A 17,862-nucleotide genomic window follows, 5' to 3' on the forward strand; every position below is an offset into this window, starting at 1 on the left:
AGCTCTGCTTTTTAATTACCATTCACAGGCGACTCCGCCAAGCGCTGCATCAGCGCCCGGGTTGAAGGATCCACCCCCGCCCAATCATTGCTTTGTTGGCGCTCACGCAGGGATTGCGCCAGCTTTTTGCCCAACTCCACGCCCCACTGGTCAAAGCTGTTGATGCCCCACACCGCGCCCGCCACAAACACGCGGTGTTCATACAAGGCAATCAGCGCGCCCAGCGAAGCTGGGTCCAGCGCCTGCAACAGCAAGAAGGTACTGGGCCGGTTGCCGGGGCAATCCCGCTCTATACCTTCCCCACTGCGCCCTACCATCAGCGCCTGCGCCTGGGCGATCGCATTGATCACCAAGCTTTGGTGGTGGGCCCCCAAGTACTTGCCGCCATCGCGCAGCGCGATGAACTCCACCGGAATGACATCAGGGCCTTGGTGCAGCATTTGGAAAAAAGCGTGCTGGCCGTTAGTGCCAGGCTCACCCCACACCACCGGCGCGGTAGCCACCTGCAAGGGCTTGCCATCGCGTGTGACACGCTTGCCATTGCTTTCCATTTCTAACTGCTGCAGGTAAGCCGTGAGGCGGCGCAAACCATGGCTATAAGGCGCAATGCAACGGCTGCCAAAACCGCAGAAATTGCGATTCCATACATCCAGCATCCCCAAGCGCAGAGGCAGATTGTGGGCATCAGGGGCACTAAAAAAATGCGCATCCATGGCATGTGCACCGTGCAGCAGGTTTTTGAACTGCTCTGCACCAATCGCAATCGCAATCGGCAGGCCAATCGCAGACCACAACGAGAACCGTCCGCCCACCCAGTCCCAAAACCCCAGTGTGCGCGTGACCCCGAACTGCGCCGCAGCAGCCGTATTGGTGGTCAAGGCCACGAAATGCTGCTGAAGCCCAGATTCCGTGCCGCCGTTGGCCAAAAACCAGGTGCGCGCGGAGTGCGCATTGAGCATGGTCTCTGCCGTCGTGAACGATTTAGAGGCAATCAAAAACAAGGTGCTCTGCGGCTTGACCTTGCGCAGCACGTGTCCCAGCTCATGGCCGTCGACATTCGAGACAAAGTGGAAATTCTTACCGGGCGTTACCCAGTCTTCCAGTGCCTGCACCACCACTTCGGGGCCCAGGTGCGAGCCACCAATCCCGATATTGACCACATCCGTAATGCGCGCATCGCTGCGTACTTGTTCGGCCAGTGCCAGCATGGCGTCCAGCGTGCTGTGCACCTGCTGGAGCGCCTGCTGCACGGGTGCATCCCACGCCTGCACAACCGGATGGGTTTGCAGCAAACCCGCATCTGGGGGGGCACGCAGCAGCCAGTGCATCACTGCGCGCTCCTCGGTCGTGTTGACCTCCGCCCCAGCCAGCATGGCATCGCGCACAGTGTGTACACTGCAGGCACGTGCCAGCGCGCTCAACTGCTGCTCCGTACTTTCTTGCAGCCAATTTTTGGACAGATCCGCAAACACATACGGTGCCTGCTGACTGAGCTTTTCTAAGCGCTGCGCATCCATGGCAAATGCTTGCACCAAGTCAAACCCCGCCCCCCATGACTGAAAGTGCGCCTCCAGCTGCGCCCATTGCTGCGTTGCATCACAAACCAAAACCATGCTCCATTCAGCGCTTACGCACCACCACGCTGCCTACCGAATACCCCGCACCAAAAGAGCAAATGACCCCCGTATCACCGGCAGCCAGGTCAGCGCGGTATTTGTGGAAGGCAATGATGGAGCCTGCGGACGCCGTGTTGGCAAACTCATCCAGAATCAACGGCGCGCGGTCATCGGTGGACTCACCCACCAGCTTTTTCAAGACCAATTGGTTCATGCCCAAATTGGCCTGGTGCAACCAGAAACGACGCACCTGCTGCGGAGTTTGCCCCAGCTTTTCCAAATGCGTTGCAATATGTGCAGCGGCAATCGGCACCACCTCCTTGAACACCTTGCGGCCTTCTTGTCGAAAGGTCTTGTCGCGCGCAGCCGGGTCGCTGTCTTCGCTGCGGTTCATAAAGCCAAAATTGTTGCGAATATTGTTGGAGAACTGGGTGGCCAGCTGGGTGCCGACGACCTCCCACGCATCTGTGCCGGCCGCTGTGTCGGCGCGCTCAATAATGATTGCGGTGCACACGTCTCCAAAAATAAAATGGCAATCGCGATCGCGCCACTCTAGGTGTGACGAAGTAATCTCAGGGTTCACCACCAGCACGCACTGGGCCGTGCCACAGCGCACGGCATTGACGGCTTGCTCTATGGCAAATGTGGCCGACGAGCACGCCACGTTCATGTCAAAGCCATAGCCCCCAGCCCCCAAAGCCTGCTGGATTTCCACCGCCATGGCAGGATAGGCGCGCTGCATATTGGAGGCGGCACACAGCACCATGTCGATGTCTGCGCCAGTCTTGCCCGCTTGCTGCAACGCTTCTTGCGCAGCAGCAACAGCAATTTCAGCCATCAGTGAAAGCTCATTATCGCCGCGCTCTTCAAAACGCGGGTACATGCGCAGCGGATCCAACACCCCTGTTTTCTCCATCACATACCGCTGGCGGATACCCGAGGCTTTTTCAATGAACTCTACGCTGGAGTGTTGCAGCGCCTCATGGGTGCCAGCGGCAATGTCTGCCGCATACCGCGCATTCTGAATATCCGCATAGCGGTTGAATGCTTCCACCAATTCAGCGTTGGTGATGGTGTGCGGAGGCTGATACAAACCCGTGCCGCTAATGACGACTGAATGCATAAAAATAATTCCATGGCGCGCCATGTGCGGCGTAGCCTGTAAGTGTAATGATCAGACCGCCACAATCAGCTGTTCAAGCTGGATGGCATCGGCCACAAAAGCCCGAATGCCTTCCGCCAGCTTTTCCGTGGCCATGGCATCTTCGTTCAGCGCAAAGCGAAAGCCTGCTTCGTCGTACTGCACCGCTTGCAGCGGCTGCTGCAAAGCGTTGTCTGCGCGCAGCACCTGGTGCACAGGTGCCGTGCTCTGGCTGAGCTGGCTCAACAATTCAGGTGCAATCGTGAGCAAATCACACCCCGCCAATGCCACAATCTGGCCGGTGTTGCGAAAGCTGGCCCCCATCACCTCTGTGGCAATCCCAAAGTGCTTGTAGTACTCGTAGATGGCTCGCACAGAACGCACGCCTGGGTCGTTGGCTCCAGACATCGCCTGCTCATCCCACTGCGCGCCCGCCTGTTTTTTATACCAATCGTAAATACGCCCTACAAAAGGCGATATCAGTTGCACCTTGGCATGCCCACAAGCGATGGCCTGCACCTGGGAAAACAGCAGCGTCAAATTGGTGTGAATACCGCGCTGCTCTAGCTTGCGCGCAGCTTCAATCCCTTCCCAGGTCGCCGCAATCTTGATCAGCACACGCTCGGTGGCAATGCCTGCCGCCTGGTACAGGTCAATCAACCGCTGCGCCCGTACCACGGTTGCCTCGGTGTCAAAGGACAAGCGCGCATCCACCTCGGTAGACACACGCCCCGGCACGATGGACAAAATTTCACAACCAAACTTGACCAGAAGACGGTCAACCACCTCGTCCAGTGGCTTGCCCTTCCATGCAGTGGCCGTATCTACCAGCAAATGCTGGTATTGAGGCTGCTGCACCGCTTTCAAAATCAGGGAAGGATTGGTCGTTGCGTCCTGGGGCTTGAACTGTCCCAACTGCTGAAAACTCCCGGTATCCGCAACCACCGTGGTGTAACGCTTCAATTGCTCTAGCTGGTTCATCTTGTCTCTGCTGTTGTAGTCTGTTTTCAAAAATGAAGATTTGAGTGTAGTGCCCTCTCCTGGGGAATACCTTGCGTCAATCCCGTGAAGGATTTGGTTTGTTGCAACTGACGCAAAATCTCGGCTTTACACGCATTATTTTCAAGGCTCTGCATGCTTGACCGAATTTCCGCTTCCCTTCCATCTCTGGCCCCTGCAGAGCAACGGGTCGGCCAACTCGTACTTGCAGACCCGCACAGCTTTGCACGCTTACCTGTTCGAGAGCTTGCCGCCAAAGCCAACGTCAGCAAACCGACCGTGGTGCGCTTTTGCCGCAGCATGGGCTATGACGGGCTGGCCGACTTCAAGCTCAAGCTGGCGGGCAATGTGGCCGAAGGTGTACCGTTTGTGCACCGCAGCGTAGATGTGGATGACAAAACCGCCGATGTCATGGTCAAAGTCATAGACAACTCGGTCGCCGCATTTTTGCAATACCGCAACGATGCCAACCCCGCAGCCATTGAACAAGCTGCCAATGCCATCGTGAATGCCTGGCAGCACAAAAAACGGCTAGAAATTTACGGCGTCGGCAACTCCGGCGTCGTGGCGCAAGATGCGCAGCACAAATTCTTTCGCTTAGGTATCAGCAGCCAAGCCACCAGTGACACCCACATCCAGGCCATGGGCGCCACCATGCTGCGCAGCGGCGACTGTTTGATCGTCATCTCCAACTCAGGGCGCACCACCGACTTGGTAGATGCAGCCCGTATCGCCCGCGAAAACGGTGCAACCGTCATTGCCATCACCTCCAGCCATACGCCGCTATCCAACAGCAGCCAGATTCTGCTGAGTGCGAATAATTTAGAGGGCTCCGACCTGTACAGCCCCATGGCATCGCGTTTGCTGCATTTGCTCATTATTGATATTTTGGCCACGGCTGTGGCCTTGAAAATGGGCGATGGTCTTGCACACAACCTGCAAAACTTGCAAAACCAACTACAGCAAAAACGCTATGGCATCTAAAGCTGTTGCGGGCCGACTTCTCATAAAGAGGAGCTTGCAGTGCTGATTTTTCAATGCTTTAAGGCATAAAACGTTTCGAAATCTAGATTTATCAAGCGCTTTTAGATTTATTTTTAATAGCAAAAACTCCTCAGTACGCCCACACCTTCGCTGCACTGCTGCATCTCTACTGCATCTGCGGACATAAAAAAACCGGCATCGCTGCCGGTTTTTTATCGCATCCATCAACTTCAGAAGCGATGGCGCACACCCACAGTGAAGCCTGTACGGCTGCGTGCACCGCTGGTGTTATCCAGCACCGTGCCTTGTCCGCCGCTGATGTTGGTGTGGTCAATCGCCAAATAAGCATCAGTGCGCTTGCTGAAGGCGTAGTCAGCTGCAGCTACCAAGAAGTTCGCCGTGCTGTTGAAGTTGCCCGACACAGAACCACTTTGCTTACCGCGGAAATAGTGCATACCCAAGTTCAGCTGAGGCGTCAGTTGATAGCCAAAGCCCACCTTGAACAACTGGCGCTTGTCAGCATCGCCGGATTGGAAGCCACCGTTAGTCTGACCAGACCAGTACGCATTAAGCAGTGCACGATCTACCGCATTGCGGACGTTCACTGGGGACAACAGGGAGTTTGGCGTATCGAATTTTGCCTTGTTCAGGCCATAACCTGCATTGAAGTACCAAGGACCGGTACGGTAAGAGCCACCCAGCGTCCAAGCATCCACCTTGGTGCCGCCTGGCAATTCGGTTCGCAGATAGCCACCACCAAGCGCCACACCATTCGCGGAATAGCGCAGATAACCACCCATCGTTTTGACCGCACCACCCGACAATGACGCCAAAGTCCGTTGCTGAATCAAGCCAGGCAAAGCGGCCGCATTTCCGGGGAATCCGGCCTCAAGATCCTTGGTGTCGTTATTTTCACCAAACGAATACTGCAAGGCACCGACCCACTTACGGTCAGGCGTAGCGATCAGGTACTTCAACTGATTGCTGGTACGAGCACCCATCGCCATACCCAACTCTGGCTTGTAAGCGTCCATATAGGGGGAATAAGGGAAGGATGCGTACGTTGAAGTCACCACATCAAACAGCACGTTCCACTGACGCCCCATGGTCAGCCGACCATAAGGACCTTGCAGGCCAACATAAGCCAGTTGAAAAAAGGGCGCTGTGGTGTCCTTGTCGCCGGTGTCGGTATTGAAACGATGCTCCAACTCAACCAAGGCTTTGGTGCCACCACCCAGATCTTCTTCCACCTTGATGCCCCAGCGACTTTGCGACATGCCGCCACCAATCATTTTGGTCAACCCGCTTTGGCCCGTCCCTTCGTTGGTGGTGTGGCGCACCGCTGCATCCACGATCCCCCACAACTCCACCTTGCTGGCACCTGTCTGCTGCGCCATTGCCGTGGTAGCTACACCGCACAAAGCAGCCACGGCTGCAGCCAAGATTTTCTTTTGCATCTGTTTGTCTCCTTGAAGTGAATTGTTCGATTCAGGATGCAAATTCATTCTAGAAAAGCACAGACGTTCTAATTCTTGTTTTCGCGTGGAAACCACACTCGTTTTCCCGTGCTACAGAGCAGCGACAACGCAAAAAGCCAGCCCGAAGGCTGGCTTTTTTATCTAAACAAAACTGAGGCTAGCTCAGCTTCAAATTAGAAAGCGTGGCGAACACCAACTTGCAGACCGTGCTGCGAACCGTTGTCTTTCAGAGCAACGCCAGACTGCAGAGCCAAGCCCAGGTTTGCGCCATTATCGTTCTTGTTCTTGATATAAGCGTAGGTACCGTACACAGCTGTGCGCTTAGACAAGTTGTGCACATAACCCAGGGCGAACTGGTCAGCCTTCAGCTTGTTGGCACCAAACAAAGTCGCTTCGGAACGGTTGTAAGAAGCCTTCACTTCACCAGCTGCGCCCACGGGAGCGGACAGACCGATGTAGTAGCCCTTCATCTTGTCCTTGTTGCCATTCTCAGCCTTGGCCTTGGAATCGCGGTAAGCACCAGCAAGCTTAACAACGCCAAAGTTGTAAGAAGCGCCCAAAGCCCAAGCAGTCACATCACGACCATACACAGCGGCAACAGGAGCCGGAGTAGTAATCGCAGCAACGTAGCCCTTGTTGTTCTGACGCTCGCCCGACAGACCGATGCTCAGAGGACCGTTGTCATATGTCAGGCCACCACCGAAGTAGCGGCTGGTACGGTTGGAGTCTTGCTCACCGAAACCGTAGTTCACAGCAGCCTTGAAGCCGCTAAGGTTAGGCGACACGTAAGTGATCATGTTGCTAACGCGTTGGTTGGTCGTAGCGACCGAACCCACCTTAGCATCTGCCCACAGACGGGACACGCCATAACCTACTTGACCGAACACGTCGTAACGGCTGGTGGCCTTGTAAGCTTCGGTCAGATCACGACCCATACGCACTTCACCGAAGCCGCCTTCCAGGCCCAAGGTCGAACGACGCTTGAATGCCAAACCGTCAGTAGCCTTAGCACCTTCGTAACCGGAACCACCACTGCCTTCATCAGCCAAGATACCAGCTTCCAGCCAGAAGTTAGCCTTCAGACCGCCACCCAGGTCTTCCACGCCGCGGAAGCCCAGACGGCTGGTTTGGTTACCGCCAGAATTCAGACCAGACCAGTTGTCTTGGCCGTTCACATAGGACACAGCTTCGTCAACCACACCAAACACGGTCACGGAAGATTGTGCAAAAGCGGCGCCGGAAGCAGCAACAGCTGCCAAAGCGATCAGAGATTTCTTCATTTGATACTCCAAGGTTTGTTGAAGGCACGTAGCGGTTTTATCTGACTTTGTAACAAGCCTGTTACCGCCAAGCGCGCCAACCTCCTGGTGGGGAAGTTGGGGGTTATTGCACCAGACTGGACTGCCTTGCGCAAAGAAATTCCCCACCACAAGGCAAAAAACGCCGTTTTCTGTTGCCCCGATGCAACACGCCCCGGCAAACACTGCAGCTGCGCACCAATGTTGCACGCTGGAAATACGCACGATGCCCTTGAAAAATCTCGCTTGCACCTAAAGCGATTACTCACATTTCACGCCCCCCCACCTGTCGAAGATTTCGCACGTCGTCCATCTGCCCAGGCTTTACGCACAGCCAGCATGCTGTGATTGGGCACCGTTCCATAAAAAAGCGCCATTTAGGCGCTTTTACTGCATGGTTGGATGCATGAAGATAGGGCGAAGGATTTAAACCTCCACCAGCTCGAAACTGGTGGTGATTTCTGCCGTCTTGCCCAGCATGATGCTGGCTGAGCAGTATTTCTCATGGCTCATGGTAATCGCACGCTCGACCGCCGCAGCAGGCACACCCTTGCCGGCCACTGTGAAGTGCATATTGATCTTGGTGAAAACCTTGGGCTCGACCTCGGCGCGTTCTGCCTGCAGTTTGACGGAACAGCCGCGCACATCGTGACGACCGCGCTTGAGGATGAGTACCACGTCATAAGCGGTGCAGCCGCCGGTGCCAGCCAGCAGCAACTCCATGGGGCGTGCTGCCAGATTTTGTCCGCCATTGGCGGGGTTTTTCTCGTCGGGGGCGCCATCCATAGGCACCATGTGGCCGCTGCCGGTTTCTGCCATAAAGCCCATGCCCGAACGTGTTCCGGCCGCGCCGGTCCAGCTGACGGTGCATTCCATAGTGTTTCTCCTGTGCAACTCTGAAAGAGGATAAGTGGGTTTTCTGAATCGATTGTCGCCCTCGGCAGGACTGGAATTTCAGAAAACATTGAAATCTTGTTGCAACGCAGCAAAATCCGCGTACAATCCCAAACTCGCGTTAATCGTTTGCCCGGCAAGCGACACACCACAGCCCAAACTGTAGCGCACCCATTGTCTCCTCCACCTCCTCTAACGGTGGATTCAGCCCCAAGCCCTCGCGGCTCGGGGCTTTTTTTTTGCCCGCGATGGCGCCGCTGCAGCATGAACATGGGTGGTACACAAGGCATATGCCTATGATGGAGGGCTTGTGCAGGCCCTCTAGCAAGGCCCCTGCACCCATTTGGATGGCCGCTGTATGACTGCGCAAAAGACACTCACCCCCTTTGACTACCTCACCAAAATCCTGAATGCCCGCGTCTATGACGTCGCTGTGGAATCGGATCTGGACATTGCCAAGAACCTCAGCCGCCGCCTGCACAACAAGGTGCTGCTCAAGCGCGAGGACCAGCAGCCCGTGTTCAGCTTCAAGCTGCGCGGCGCGTACAACAAGATGGCGCACCTGACCAAAGACCAACTGGCCAAGGGTGTGATTTGCGCCTCCGCAGGCAACCACGCTCAGGGCGTGGCGTTGGGCGCCAAAAAGCTGGGCTGCCGTGCGGTGATCGTGATGCCGACCACCACGCCGCAGGTCAAGATTGACGCCGTCGCCGCCCTGGGTGGCGAAGTGGTGCTGGCCGGAGAGAGCTACTCCGACGCCTACAAGCACGCCGTGAAGCTGCAAAAAGCTGAAGGCCTGACGTTTATCCACCCCTTTGACGATCCCGACGTCATCGCCGGCCAGGGCACGATTGCCATGGAAATGCTGAGCCAACTGCAAAAGCTGGGCAGCCGCGATCTGCATGCGGTCTTTGTGGCGATTGGCGGTGGCGGCCTGATCAGCGGCGTGGCCAACTACATCAAGGCTGTGCGTCCCGACATCAAGGTGATTGGCGTGCAGACCAAAGACAGCAACGCCATGCTGCAGTCCATCAAGGCAGGCGAGCGGGTGGAACTGGCGGATGTGGGCCTGTTCTCTGACGGCACAGCCGTCAAGCTGGTGGGCGAAGAAACCTTCCGCGTGGCCAAGGGCCTGGTCGATGACTACATCGAGGTCGATACCGACCAGGTGTGCGCCGCCATCAAAGACATTTTTGTGGACACGCGCTCCATCGTCGAGCCTTCGGGCGCGCTGGCTGTGGCCGCCATCAAGCAGTACGTGGCCAAGCACAAGACCAAGGGCGAGACCTACGCCGCCATTTTGTGCGGCGCCAACATGAACTTTGACCGCCTGCGCTTTGTGGCCGAGCGCGCCGAGGTGGGGGAAGAGCGCGAAGCCCTGTTTGGCGTGACCATTCCGGAAGAGCGCGGCAGCTTCAAGCGCTTTTGCGAAGTGGTGGGCAAGCTGCCCGGCGGCCCCCGCAGTGTGACGGAGTTCAACTACCGCATCAGCCACGAGAACAAGGCCCACGTCTTTGTCGGCCTGACCACGCCCACCAAGGGTGAGAGCGAGAAGATCTGCAAGAACTTCCAGAAAAACGGCTTTGAAGCGATCGACCTGACGTTTGACGAAATGGCCAAAGAGCACCTGCGCCACATGGTGGGCGGCCATTCGCCCCTGGCGCAGGACGAGCGTTTGCTGCGCTTTGTCTTCCCCGAGCGGCCCGGCGCGCTGTTCAAGTTTTTGAGCCTGATGGCGCCGACCTGGAATATCTCGCTGTTTCACTACCGCAACCAGGGTGCGGACTATGGCCGCATTCTGGTGGGCATGCAGGTGCCCGCCAAGGACAGCAAGAAGTTCGACGCCTTCCTCAAGCAACTGGGCTACCCCTGGGTGGAAGAAACCCACAACCCCGCCTACCAGCTGTTCTTGAAATAAAGTTTGCAGCCTTTTTGACCGCTAGCGCTTATCGGACAAGCGCTGGCAGCTCTACTTTTTAAGCAACCATGCAAGCGCTTCGCCACTTTTTACTGGCCGTGCAATTCTTCAGCCGCATTCCGGTGACAGGGCGGCTGGCGGCTTGGGTAGGCTGGAGCCCTGCCTTGCAGCGCGCCAGCGCGGCGCATTTGCCGGGCGTGGGCTGGCTGGTGGGGCTGGCAGCGGCGGCCGTGGTGCTGGCCTGCAATTACGCACTGGCCACGCACCCCATGCTGCCGTGGATGTCGGCCGTGCTCAGCACCGTGGCCACGCTGGCAATCACCGGTGGGTTTCACGAAGACGGGCTGGCCGATGTGGCCGATGGCTTGGGCGGCCACCTGCCTGCAGAGCGTGCGCTGGAGGTGATGAAAGACTCGCGCCTGGGCTCCTACGGGGTGATGGCGCTGTGCATGGGACTGCTGACCAAGGTGGTGTGCGTAGCCTTGCTGGTGCAGATTGATGTGGCCGCTGCGGCGCTGCTGCTGTGCTGCGTGCACGTGCTCTCGCGCGGCGCGCCCCTGGTGCTGATGCGCGTGCTGCCGCATGTCAGCAAGCCTGCGGCCTCCAAAACCCTGCACATTGCGGGCACACCACTGTCCTGGGGCGGCGTTGCCACGGGCATGCTGTGGTGCCTGCCTGCGCTGGCTGCCGTCTCGGTGTATCTGGGCTGGACCACGGTGTGGGCCCTGCTGCTGACGGCTGCCGTGGTCACCAGCTACATGGGCTGGCGCTTTGAGCGCCGCTTGGGCGGCATGACGGGCGATTGCCTGGGCGCCACCCAGCAAGTGTGTGAACTGACCATGTATGGGGTCTGCGGGCTGCTGCTGGCCCCCTACGTGATCTAAGCCATGGCCCAGGCATCACTGTGGCTGCTGCGCCATGCCCAACCGTTGATTGCCCCAGGCGTGTGCTACGGCCAGCTGGATGTACCGGCTGACCCCAGCTCCACGCTGCAAGCGGGCATGCGCTTTGCCGCAGCCATGCCAGGCGGCACCATGGTACGCCACTCTCCCTTGCAAAGATGTGATCAGCTTGCGCTTTCCCTGCAAGCGCCAGAGGCATTTTTGAGTAGGGATGCACGTTTGCAGGAAATGGATTTTGGCCGCTGGGAAGGGCAGTCGTGGAACGACATTGGCCGCGCCGCCGTCGATGCCTGGTCCCAAGACCTGTATGCCCATGCCCCCGGCGACGGCGAGAGCCTGGCCACCATGCTGGCGCGCGTGCGCAGCGCACTGGTCGAGAGTTGGCAGCACGACAGCCGCCTGGGCACGCGCGATGTGGTGTGGGTCACGCATGCAGGGGTGATCCGCTGCGTGCAATGGCTGCTGCGCTATGGCCACGCCCAGCCCAGCGCGCCAGACTGGCAACTGCCCGCCCCAGGCTTTGGCCAGTGGCAACAGCTGCCGTGGAAGGCGCACGCCGCAGCCTTGCAGGCACTGGCCTAACTCGCCTGGTTGCCCAGATTACCTGGGCCCCACAAGGCTTTGCCGCGACCGGGGAAAACGGCTCTGCCGCACAATGTGCGCATGCTTGAATCTCTGCGTACTTGGGCCACTCCGTATGGTGGCGATGCTTTTCTCTACATCAGTTTTTTGGCCGTGGTCAGTGTGATCGCCTTGCTGGTCTTGCGTGACCGCCTGAGCACCGTGCTGCTGCAGCGCTTTATCCGCTTGGGGGCGCTGATTGCCTTGCCGCTGACCATCATCGCCATGGAACTGGGCGAGCAGCACTGGGGTGTGGCCGCGGTAGCAGTGGCCTGGGCCGTGCTTGTGGCCATCATCAGCAAAAATGCGGTCACTGCACGCGCCATGCAAAAAAAGTGAGCTTCTTGCGCTTGAAATCATTGGTTTTCGCAGCCATTTAGCGCTGAAAACCAATACCTACAAGCGCTAGCCGCTTTCATTTCAAGAGCCATCGTCGGGAGAACGTGTCCTATGCCTTTCAACCCCCCCAAGCTTTCCATGCTGGACCTGGTGGCCGTGCGCGAAGGCGGCACCACGCGCCAAGCGCTGGATCTGGCCGTGCAAACCGCCCAAAAAGCCGAAGCGCTGGGCTTTACCCGCTACTGGCTGGCCGAACACCACAACATGCCAGGCATTGCCAGCTCGGCCACTGCCGTGCTGATTGGGCATATTGCAGGCAAGACCGAGCGCATCCGCGTGGGCTCGGGCGGCATCATGCTGCCCAACCATGCACCGCTGGTCGTGGCCGAAGCCTTTGGCACGCTGGCCGAGCTGTACCCCGGCCGCATTGACCTGGGCCTGGGCCGCGCGCCCGGCACGGACGGCGCCACCATGCGCGCCCTGCGCCGCGACCGCGTCGAGACGGAGGAAGACTTCCCCCGCGACGTGGCCGAGCTGCAGCGCCTGCTGGGCCCGGCCGACCCACATGCCCGCATCAGCGCCACGCCAGGCACAGACACCCACATCCCCATCTGGCTGCTGGGCTCCAGCCTGTTCTCGGCCCAGCTGGCGGCCATGAAGGGCTTGCCCTACGCCTTTGCCTCGCACTTTGCACCGCGCTTTTTGCACCAGGCGATTGCGCTGTACCGCCAGCTGTTTCGCCCCTCGGCCACCCTGGCCAAGCCCTATGTGATGGTAGGGGTGCCCGTGGTGGCCGCCCCGACGGATGCTGAAGCACAGTTCTTGGCCAGCAGTACCGAGCAGCGCGTGCTGGGCATCTTGACCGGCCAGCGCGGCAAGCTGCCAGCGCCCATCGCCGGGTTTATGGACAGCATCGGCCCGCGTGAGCAGGCCGCCATCCGCGACTTTCTGGCCATGTCTGTGGTGGGCAGCCCCGACACCGTACGCGCAGGCTTTGCGAGCATCCAGGAAGCCACCGAGGCCGATGAGCTGATTTTGGTCAGCGATGTGTACGATCCGGCTTTGCGCCTGCGCAGTCTGGAGATTGCCGCGCAAGCTGTTCAACCCGCCTAAACCGCAGTCCTCCCCATGGCCGCATCGCTGCAAGACCAACTCGTCGTCGCCATCTCATCGCGCGCCCTCTTCAACTTTGAAGTGGAAAACCAGCTGTTTGAGCAAGACCCGAGCGCCTATGTGCAGCTGCAGCGCCAGCGGCTGGATGTGCCCGCTGCACCCGGTGTGGCGCTGCCGCTGGTGCGCAAGCTGCTGGCCTTCAACCAGGACGGCCAGCGCCGCGTGGAGGTGGTGGTGCTCTCGCGCAACGACCCGGTCAGCGGCATGCGCGTGTTTCGCAGCGCCAAAGCGCATGGGCTGGACAGCATCCAGCGCGGCGTATTCACCCAAGGGCGCGACCCCTTCGGCTATCTGCGCCCGCTGGGCGCCCATTTGTTTCTATCCGCCAACGCAGCCGACGTGACCGAGGCACTGGGCCTGGGCTACCCAGCTGCGCGGGTGGTGACTGAATCGGCCGACGCCAGCAACGCCCACCCGCAGGAGGTGCGCATCGCCTTTGACGGCGACGCCGTGCTGTTTTCTGATGAGGCCGAGCGCGTCTACCAGTCGCAAGGGCTGGATGCTTTTTTGCGCCACGAAGTGGAACACGTGGCCCTGCCGCTGCCGGATGGCCCTTTCAAACCCTTGCTGGTAGCCCTGCACCGCCTGCAACAAGCTGCTGGCCAAGGCGCCACGGGCGGTATGCGCTTGCGCACTGCCCTAGTCACCGCGCGCAGCGCCCCAGCGCACGAGCGCGCCATTCGCACGCTGATGGACTGGCAGATTGAGGTGGACGAGGCCATGTTCCTCGGCGGCCTCTCCAAAGGCGAGTTCCTGCGCGAATTTGCGCCCGACTTCTTTTTTGACGACCAAACCGGCCATGTGCAATCGGCCAGCGCCCACGTGCCTGCCGGGCATGTCAGCAGCGGAATTGCCAACCGTGCCCGCTGAGCCACGAAATTTCACCCCATGAAAAAAGCCACCCGCAGGTGGCTTTTTTTGTCGCTCTCAAGGCTGCTTACAAACCGCCGGTACGCTTGACCTTGGGCTCGTCGTACGTCAGCGGCTCATTGCGCACCAGCAGCATATTGCGCTCTTGCTGGTCCACCTTCTGGGCTTCCTGGGCCGCCTCCACTGCCATCGCGCTGGCGCGCCACATGGACTGGATGTGCTCAATCAGCTCTTTGTAGATGGGCTCTTTGGGCGGCTGTTTTTCTTCTTCCTTGATCTGCTTGGCCTGCACTTCGGTCCAATCGCGGTCTTGCACGCTTTTGTCGGTGGGCCTTTCAGGATTTTTGATGGTGACCGTGACACCCTCGCCCAGCTGGTCGGTGGACTCCACCGCATTCACCGCATGCACCGGGCGAATGGCGGCAGGCCCCGAGGCACCCGTGGAATACAAATTGGCACCTTGGGTATTCGTCCACTGGATAGGGTTACGGTCTACAGGTGGGATTTGCATAGTGGGGCCCTCGGTTAACGGTCAAACACAGCGACAGGAATTGGTTCCGTCTTCTTTATCGGCACACTGCAACAGAACTTGAGAGAAATTTTCATCTTTTTTTCTGCCCCGCGCCACACCTGACATTTTCAAGCCCAATCAAGCACTTACGCGCCTTACAAAAACAGCTCCAAGAACTTTTGCGACTGGCGATCCAGTTTGCGTGCGTCGGTAATCCGGTATTGCACCCCGTCGCGGCTGGTGATGAGCAAATGATGGTGGCCCTGCAGTTTGCGGATGTCTTCCTCGGCCTTCAAGCCCAGTTGCGCAGGCCCTTTGTCAGTAATGACAGTCCAGACGCTGGGCACCGAGATGGCATCAATGGCTTCAATGCGCTGCACTTCGGGGACAAACTCACGCACCGCAAATTCTTCGTCGAGCAACTGGCGCGCGGCAGCGGGTACCTCGCTGAGCTGGGCAATCCAGTACACCTCTTTGCCATCGCCGCCCACCAGAGAAATCGCTTCTTCAGGCGCTTCGATGGGGAACGCCCGCACCGGGGTCAGCCCCTCATGTACGGTGCCGTTGGGCAGCGTCAGGCACAAACGGCCATGGGAGTTGCGGCTCAGCTGGAGCGCGGTGACGTTCATACTTTCTCTCCTTCATGCGCTGCCAAGGTCAGGCCTGCGGCTTGCGCATCTTCCTCGGCGCGGCGCGCCTGCGCCTCGTACAGGCGCCAATAAGCGCCCTTGGCAGCCATGAGTGCGTCGTGCGGGCCTACTTCCACAATCTCGCCCCGATCCATCACCACCAGACGGTCGGCTTTTCGCAATGTGGAAAGGCGGTGGGCAATTGCGATCGTGGTGCGCCCTTGCACCAGGTTATCCAGCGCTTTTTGGATTTCCTTTTCCGTCTCGGTGTCCACCGCCGAGGTGGCCTCATCCAGGATCAGTAAGCGCGGGTCAATCAAGAGCGCGCGCGCAATGCTGATGCGCTGGCGCTCACCGCCCGACAGGCCCTGGCCACGCTCACCCACCACCGAGTCATAGCCGTGCGGCAGACGCAGGATGAACTCGTGCGCATGGGCGGCGCGGGCCGCCGCAACGATCTCGGCACGTGTGGCATTGGGCTTGCCATAGGCAATGTTTTCCGCCACGGTGCCGAAGAACAAGAAAGGCTCTTGCAGCACCAGACCAATATTGCGGCGGTAATCTGCCACCGCCAAGCGGCGCACATCCACACCATCGAGCTGAATGCTGCCTTCAGTCACGTCGTAAAAGCGGTTAATCAAATTGACCAAGGTGCTCTTGCCCGAGCCACTATGGCCCACCAGACCGATCATCTCGCCCGGCTGAATGTCCAAATTCAAATTGCGGATCACCTGGCGACTGCCATAGCGGAAGCCCACATCGTGCAACGAGATGCGACCCTTCACCGGCTGCGGCAGCTGCACGGGGTTGGTCGGCTCTGGCACGCTGCTGACCTGGTCCAGCACATCAAAAATGCGCTTGGCCCCGGCCGCCGCTTTTTGCGTAATGTTCACAATCCGGCTCATGGAGTCCAGCCGTGTGTAGAAACGCCCGATATAGGCAATAAAGGCCGAGAGCACGCCGACGGTGATCTGGTCGTTCGAGACCAGCCAGATACCGAAACCCCAGACCACCAGCAGTCCGATTTCGGTCATCAGACCCACGGTGGGCGAGAACAGCGACCAGACCTTGTTCACCCGGTCATTGACCTCCAGATTGCGTACGTTGGCTTGGCGAAAACGCTCGATTTCGTGCTCTTCCTGCGCAAACGCCTTGACCACGCGCACGCCCGGAATGGTGTCTGACAGCACATTGGTCACATCCGCCCAGACACGGCTGATGCGGTCAAAGCCCACGCTCAGGCGGCCACGCACTTTTTGAATCAGCCAGGCAATGAATGGCAGCGGCACCAAGGTCACCAGCGCCAGCCACGGGTTGATGGATGCCAAGATCACGGCCGTCATGACGATCATGATCACGTCGGTCACAAAATCCAGCGCGTACAGCGACAGAAACATGTTGATGCGGTCCGTGTCGGCACTGATACGGCTCATCAAATCGCCCGTGCGCTTGCCGCCAAAGTACTCCAGCGACTGCTTCATCATGTGGGCGTAGGTGGTGGTGCGCATGTCGGCGCCAATGCGCTCGGACACCTTGGCCATCACCCAGGTGCGCGCCCAGCCCAAGCCCCAGGCCAGCAGCGCTGACAGCAGCAAGCCACCCAAGCACAGGGACACCAGCCACGGATCAATCGGCGTGCCGCTTTGGTAGGGGATGAGGATGTCATCCATCAGCGGAATCGTCAGATAAGGCGGCACCAAGGTGGCAGCGGTGGACAGCAGCGTCAGCACAAAGCCCAGAATCAGCAAACCCTTGTAAGGCTTGGCAAAACGACCAATGCGCAGCAACACCCAGGTCGAGGTTTTGGGCCCGGCTTGGCGTGCGCAGGCGGGGCACTCGTCACTGTCGGGGGGCAAAATTTCGCTGCACACGCTGCAGCGGCTTTCATCCACCTGCACCAGTGCTTGCGCCAAGGTGCCAGCAGCAGTGGCATCGCGCAACTGCTCAAAACGCTGCAAAAAGCGCAGCACCTGCGGCTGCTGGTTGAGGGTAAAGCGCCACAAGGCCAAGCGCTGGTGGCTGTCATGCAACTCCAGCGTGCCTACGCCAGCGTGGTCTATCAGCCGCAACTGTAAATCTGCAGTCAAAGGCCAACTTAGCCACTCACTGTCCGCATCTTTGCCCACAATACGGGTTTCGGTCAGCGCCAGCACCCCGGGTGCAAAGCGCAGCGAGACCGTCAAGTCAACCGCCAGGGCTGCTTGCACGTTTTCATGGGGTGCGAGTTGCGCTCGCAGTTCAGCCCCCAGAGGGCCATTGAAGACACCAGAGGTATCTACAGGATGGTGATGTTGCATGTTGAATCGTTAGAACCCAGCGTTGGCCACACTGCCAAAGGGTGGGGGTATGGCGTATTCTCTGCAAGAACACAGCACACCCAAGTAGGAGCTACTTCCTTGAACGCATCAAGGGTGAGTTTGGCTGACAAACAGCCTTGGCTTTACCTGCTGCACACAATAGCCCTTCATTTCCGGACTGTGGCCTTTGAC

General features: G+C 58.8%; 16 protein-coding genes. 7 read left to right on the forward strand and 9 right to left on the reverse strand.

Annotated features, from left to right (window positions below):
* Window positions 1-11: 11 nt before the first annotated feature.
* Genes pgi through tal form a run of 3 tightly spaced genes read right to left on the reverse strand, consistent with a single transcriptional unit; the run spans window position 12 to window position 3,738 of the window.
* Window positions 12-1,613 carry a glucose-6-phosphate isomerase gene (gene pgi / locus B3R00_RS07785; protein ID WP_286998484.1) on the reverse strand — a complete coding sequence of 534 codons (1,602 nt, stop codon included), beginning with the start codon at window positions 1,611-1,613 and terminating at the stop codon, window positions 12-14.
* Between the two features lie 7 nt (window positions 1,614-1,620).
* A complete protein-coding gene (locus B3R00_RS07790; protein WP_286998486.1) occupies window positions 1,621-2,739 on the reverse strand; it encodes a beta-ketoacyl-ACP synthase III in 1,119 nt (372 codons plus the stop codon).
* A 51-nt stretch (window positions 2,740-2,790) separates the two neighbouring features.
* Complete coding sequence (tal, locus tag B3R00_RS07795; RefSeq protein ID WP_286998487.1) at window positions 2,791-3,738, reverse strand: transaldolase; 948 nt, start codon at window positions 3,736-3,738, stop codon at window positions 2,791-2,793.
* Between the two features lie 153 nt (window positions 3,739-3,891).
* Between tal and B3R00_RS07800 the strand changes: the two genes are divergently transcribed.
* Window positions 3,892-4,740 carry a MurR/RpiR family transcriptional regulator gene (locus B3R00_RS07800; RefSeq protein WP_286998488.1) on the forward strand — a complete coding sequence of 283 codons (849 nt, stop codon included), beginning with the start codon at window positions 3,892-3,894 and terminating at the stop codon, window positions 4,738-4,740.
* 230 nt (window positions 4,741-4,970) lie between these two features.
* On the opposite strand, the gene B3R00_RS07805 is transcribed toward B3R00_RS07800, so the two are convergent.
* The 3 genes from B3R00_RS07805 to B3R00_RS07815 form a co-directional block, all read right to left on the reverse strand.
* The gene (locus B3R00_RS07805; protein WP_286998489.1) at window positions 4,971-6,197 is read right to left on the reverse strand and encodes a porin; all 1,227 of its coding nucleotides are present in this window, start codon (window positions 6,195-6,197) and stop codon (window positions 4,971-4,973) included.
* Window positions 6,198-6,391: 194 nt separating this feature from the next.
* Entirely contained in the window at window positions 6,392-7,498 is a 1,107-nt protein-coding gene (locus tag B3R00_RS07810) for a porin (RefSeq protein ID WP_286998490.1), read from the reverse strand.
* 444 nt (window positions 7,499-7,942) lie between these two features.
* Window positions 7,943-8,392, reverse strand: a complete 450-nt coding sequence (locus tag B3R00_RS07815) for an OsmC family protein (RefSeq protein ID WP_286998491.1) — start codon at window positions 8,390-8,392, stop codon at window positions 7,943-7,945.
* A gap of 376 nt (window positions 8,393-8,768) precedes the next feature.
* Between B3R00_RS07815 and ilvA the strand changes: the two genes are divergently transcribed.
* The 6 genes from ilvA to B3R00_RS07845 all read left to right on the forward strand — a co-directional run bounded on the left by ilvA (window position 8,769) and on the right by B3R00_RS07845 (window position 14,233).
* The gene (gene ilvA / locus B3R00_RS07820) at window positions 8,769-10,328 is read left to right on the forward strand and encodes a threonine ammonia-lyase, biosynthetic (RefSeq protein ID WP_286998493.1); all 1,560 of its coding nucleotides are present in this window, start codon (window positions 8,769-8,771) and stop codon (window positions 10,326-10,328) included.
* A 68-nt stretch (window positions 10,329-10,396) separates the two neighbouring features.
* Entirely contained in the window at window positions 10,397-11,212 is an 816-nt protein-coding gene (locus tag B3R00_RS07825) for an adenosylcobinamide-GDP ribazoletransferase (RefSeq protein ID WP_286998495.1), read from the forward strand.
* Window positions 11,213-11,215: 3 nt separating this feature from the next.
* Window positions 11,216-11,812, forward strand: a complete 597-nt coding sequence (locus B3R00_RS07830; RefSeq protein ID WP_286998496.1) for a histidine phosphatase family protein — start codon at window positions 11,216-11,218, stop codon at window positions 11,810-11,812.
* An 81-nt stretch (window positions 11,813-11,893) separates the two neighbouring features.
* Window positions 11,894-12,190, forward strand: a complete 297-nt coding sequence (locus B3R00_RS07835; RefSeq protein WP_286998497.1) for a hypothetical protein — start codon at window positions 11,894-11,896, stop codon at window positions 12,188-12,190.
* A gap of 111 nt (window positions 12,191-12,301) precedes the next feature.
* Window positions 12,302-13,303 (forward strand): LLM class flavin-dependent oxidoreductase, encoded by a 1,002-nt coding sequence (locus B3R00_RS07840; RefSeq protein ID WP_286998499.1) that lies wholly within the window; start codon window positions 12,302-12,304, stop codon window positions 13,301-13,303.
* Window positions 13,304-13,318: 15 nt separating this feature from the next.
* Window positions 13,319-14,233 carry a 5'-nucleotidase gene (locus tag B3R00_RS07845; protein ID WP_286998500.1) on the forward strand — a complete coding sequence of 305 codons (915 nt, stop codon included), beginning with the start codon at window positions 13,319-13,321 and terminating at the stop codon, window positions 14,231-14,233.
* 67 nt (window positions 14,234-14,300) lie between these two features.
* Here the strand turns inward: B3R00_RS07845 and B3R00_RS07850 are convergent, their stop codons facing one another.
* From B3R00_RS07850 to B3R00_RS07860, 3 genes are all read right to left on the reverse strand, one after another.
* On the reverse strand, window positions 14,301-14,744 hold the full coding sequence (locus tag B3R00_RS07850) for a hypothetical protein (protein ID WP_219162902.1): 444 nt from the start codon (window positions 14,742-14,744) through the stop codon (window positions 14,301-14,303).
* A 155-nt stretch (window positions 14,745-14,899) separates the two neighbouring features.
* Window positions 14,900-15,373, reverse strand: coding sequence for a DUF1854 domain-containing protein (locus tag B3R00_RS07855; protein ID WP_286998501.1), 474 nt, complete (start codon window positions 15,371-15,373; stop codon window positions 14,900-14,902).
* A complete protein-coding gene (locus B3R00_RS07860; protein WP_219162904.1) occupies window positions 15,370-17,670 on the reverse strand; it encodes an ABC transporter ATP-binding protein in 2,301 nt (766 codons plus the stop codon). Before B3R00_RS07860 ends, B3R00_RS07855 begins: the two co-directional genes overlap by 4 nt.
* Between the last annotated feature and the right edge of the window lie 192 nt (window positions 17,671-17,862).

Source organism: Comamonas sp. UBA7840 (assembly GCF_002501455.1).
Taxonomy (GTDB): domain Bacteria; phylum Pseudomonadota; class Gammaproteobacteria; order Burkholderiales; family Burkholderiaceae_C; genus Comamonas; species Comamonas jiangduensis.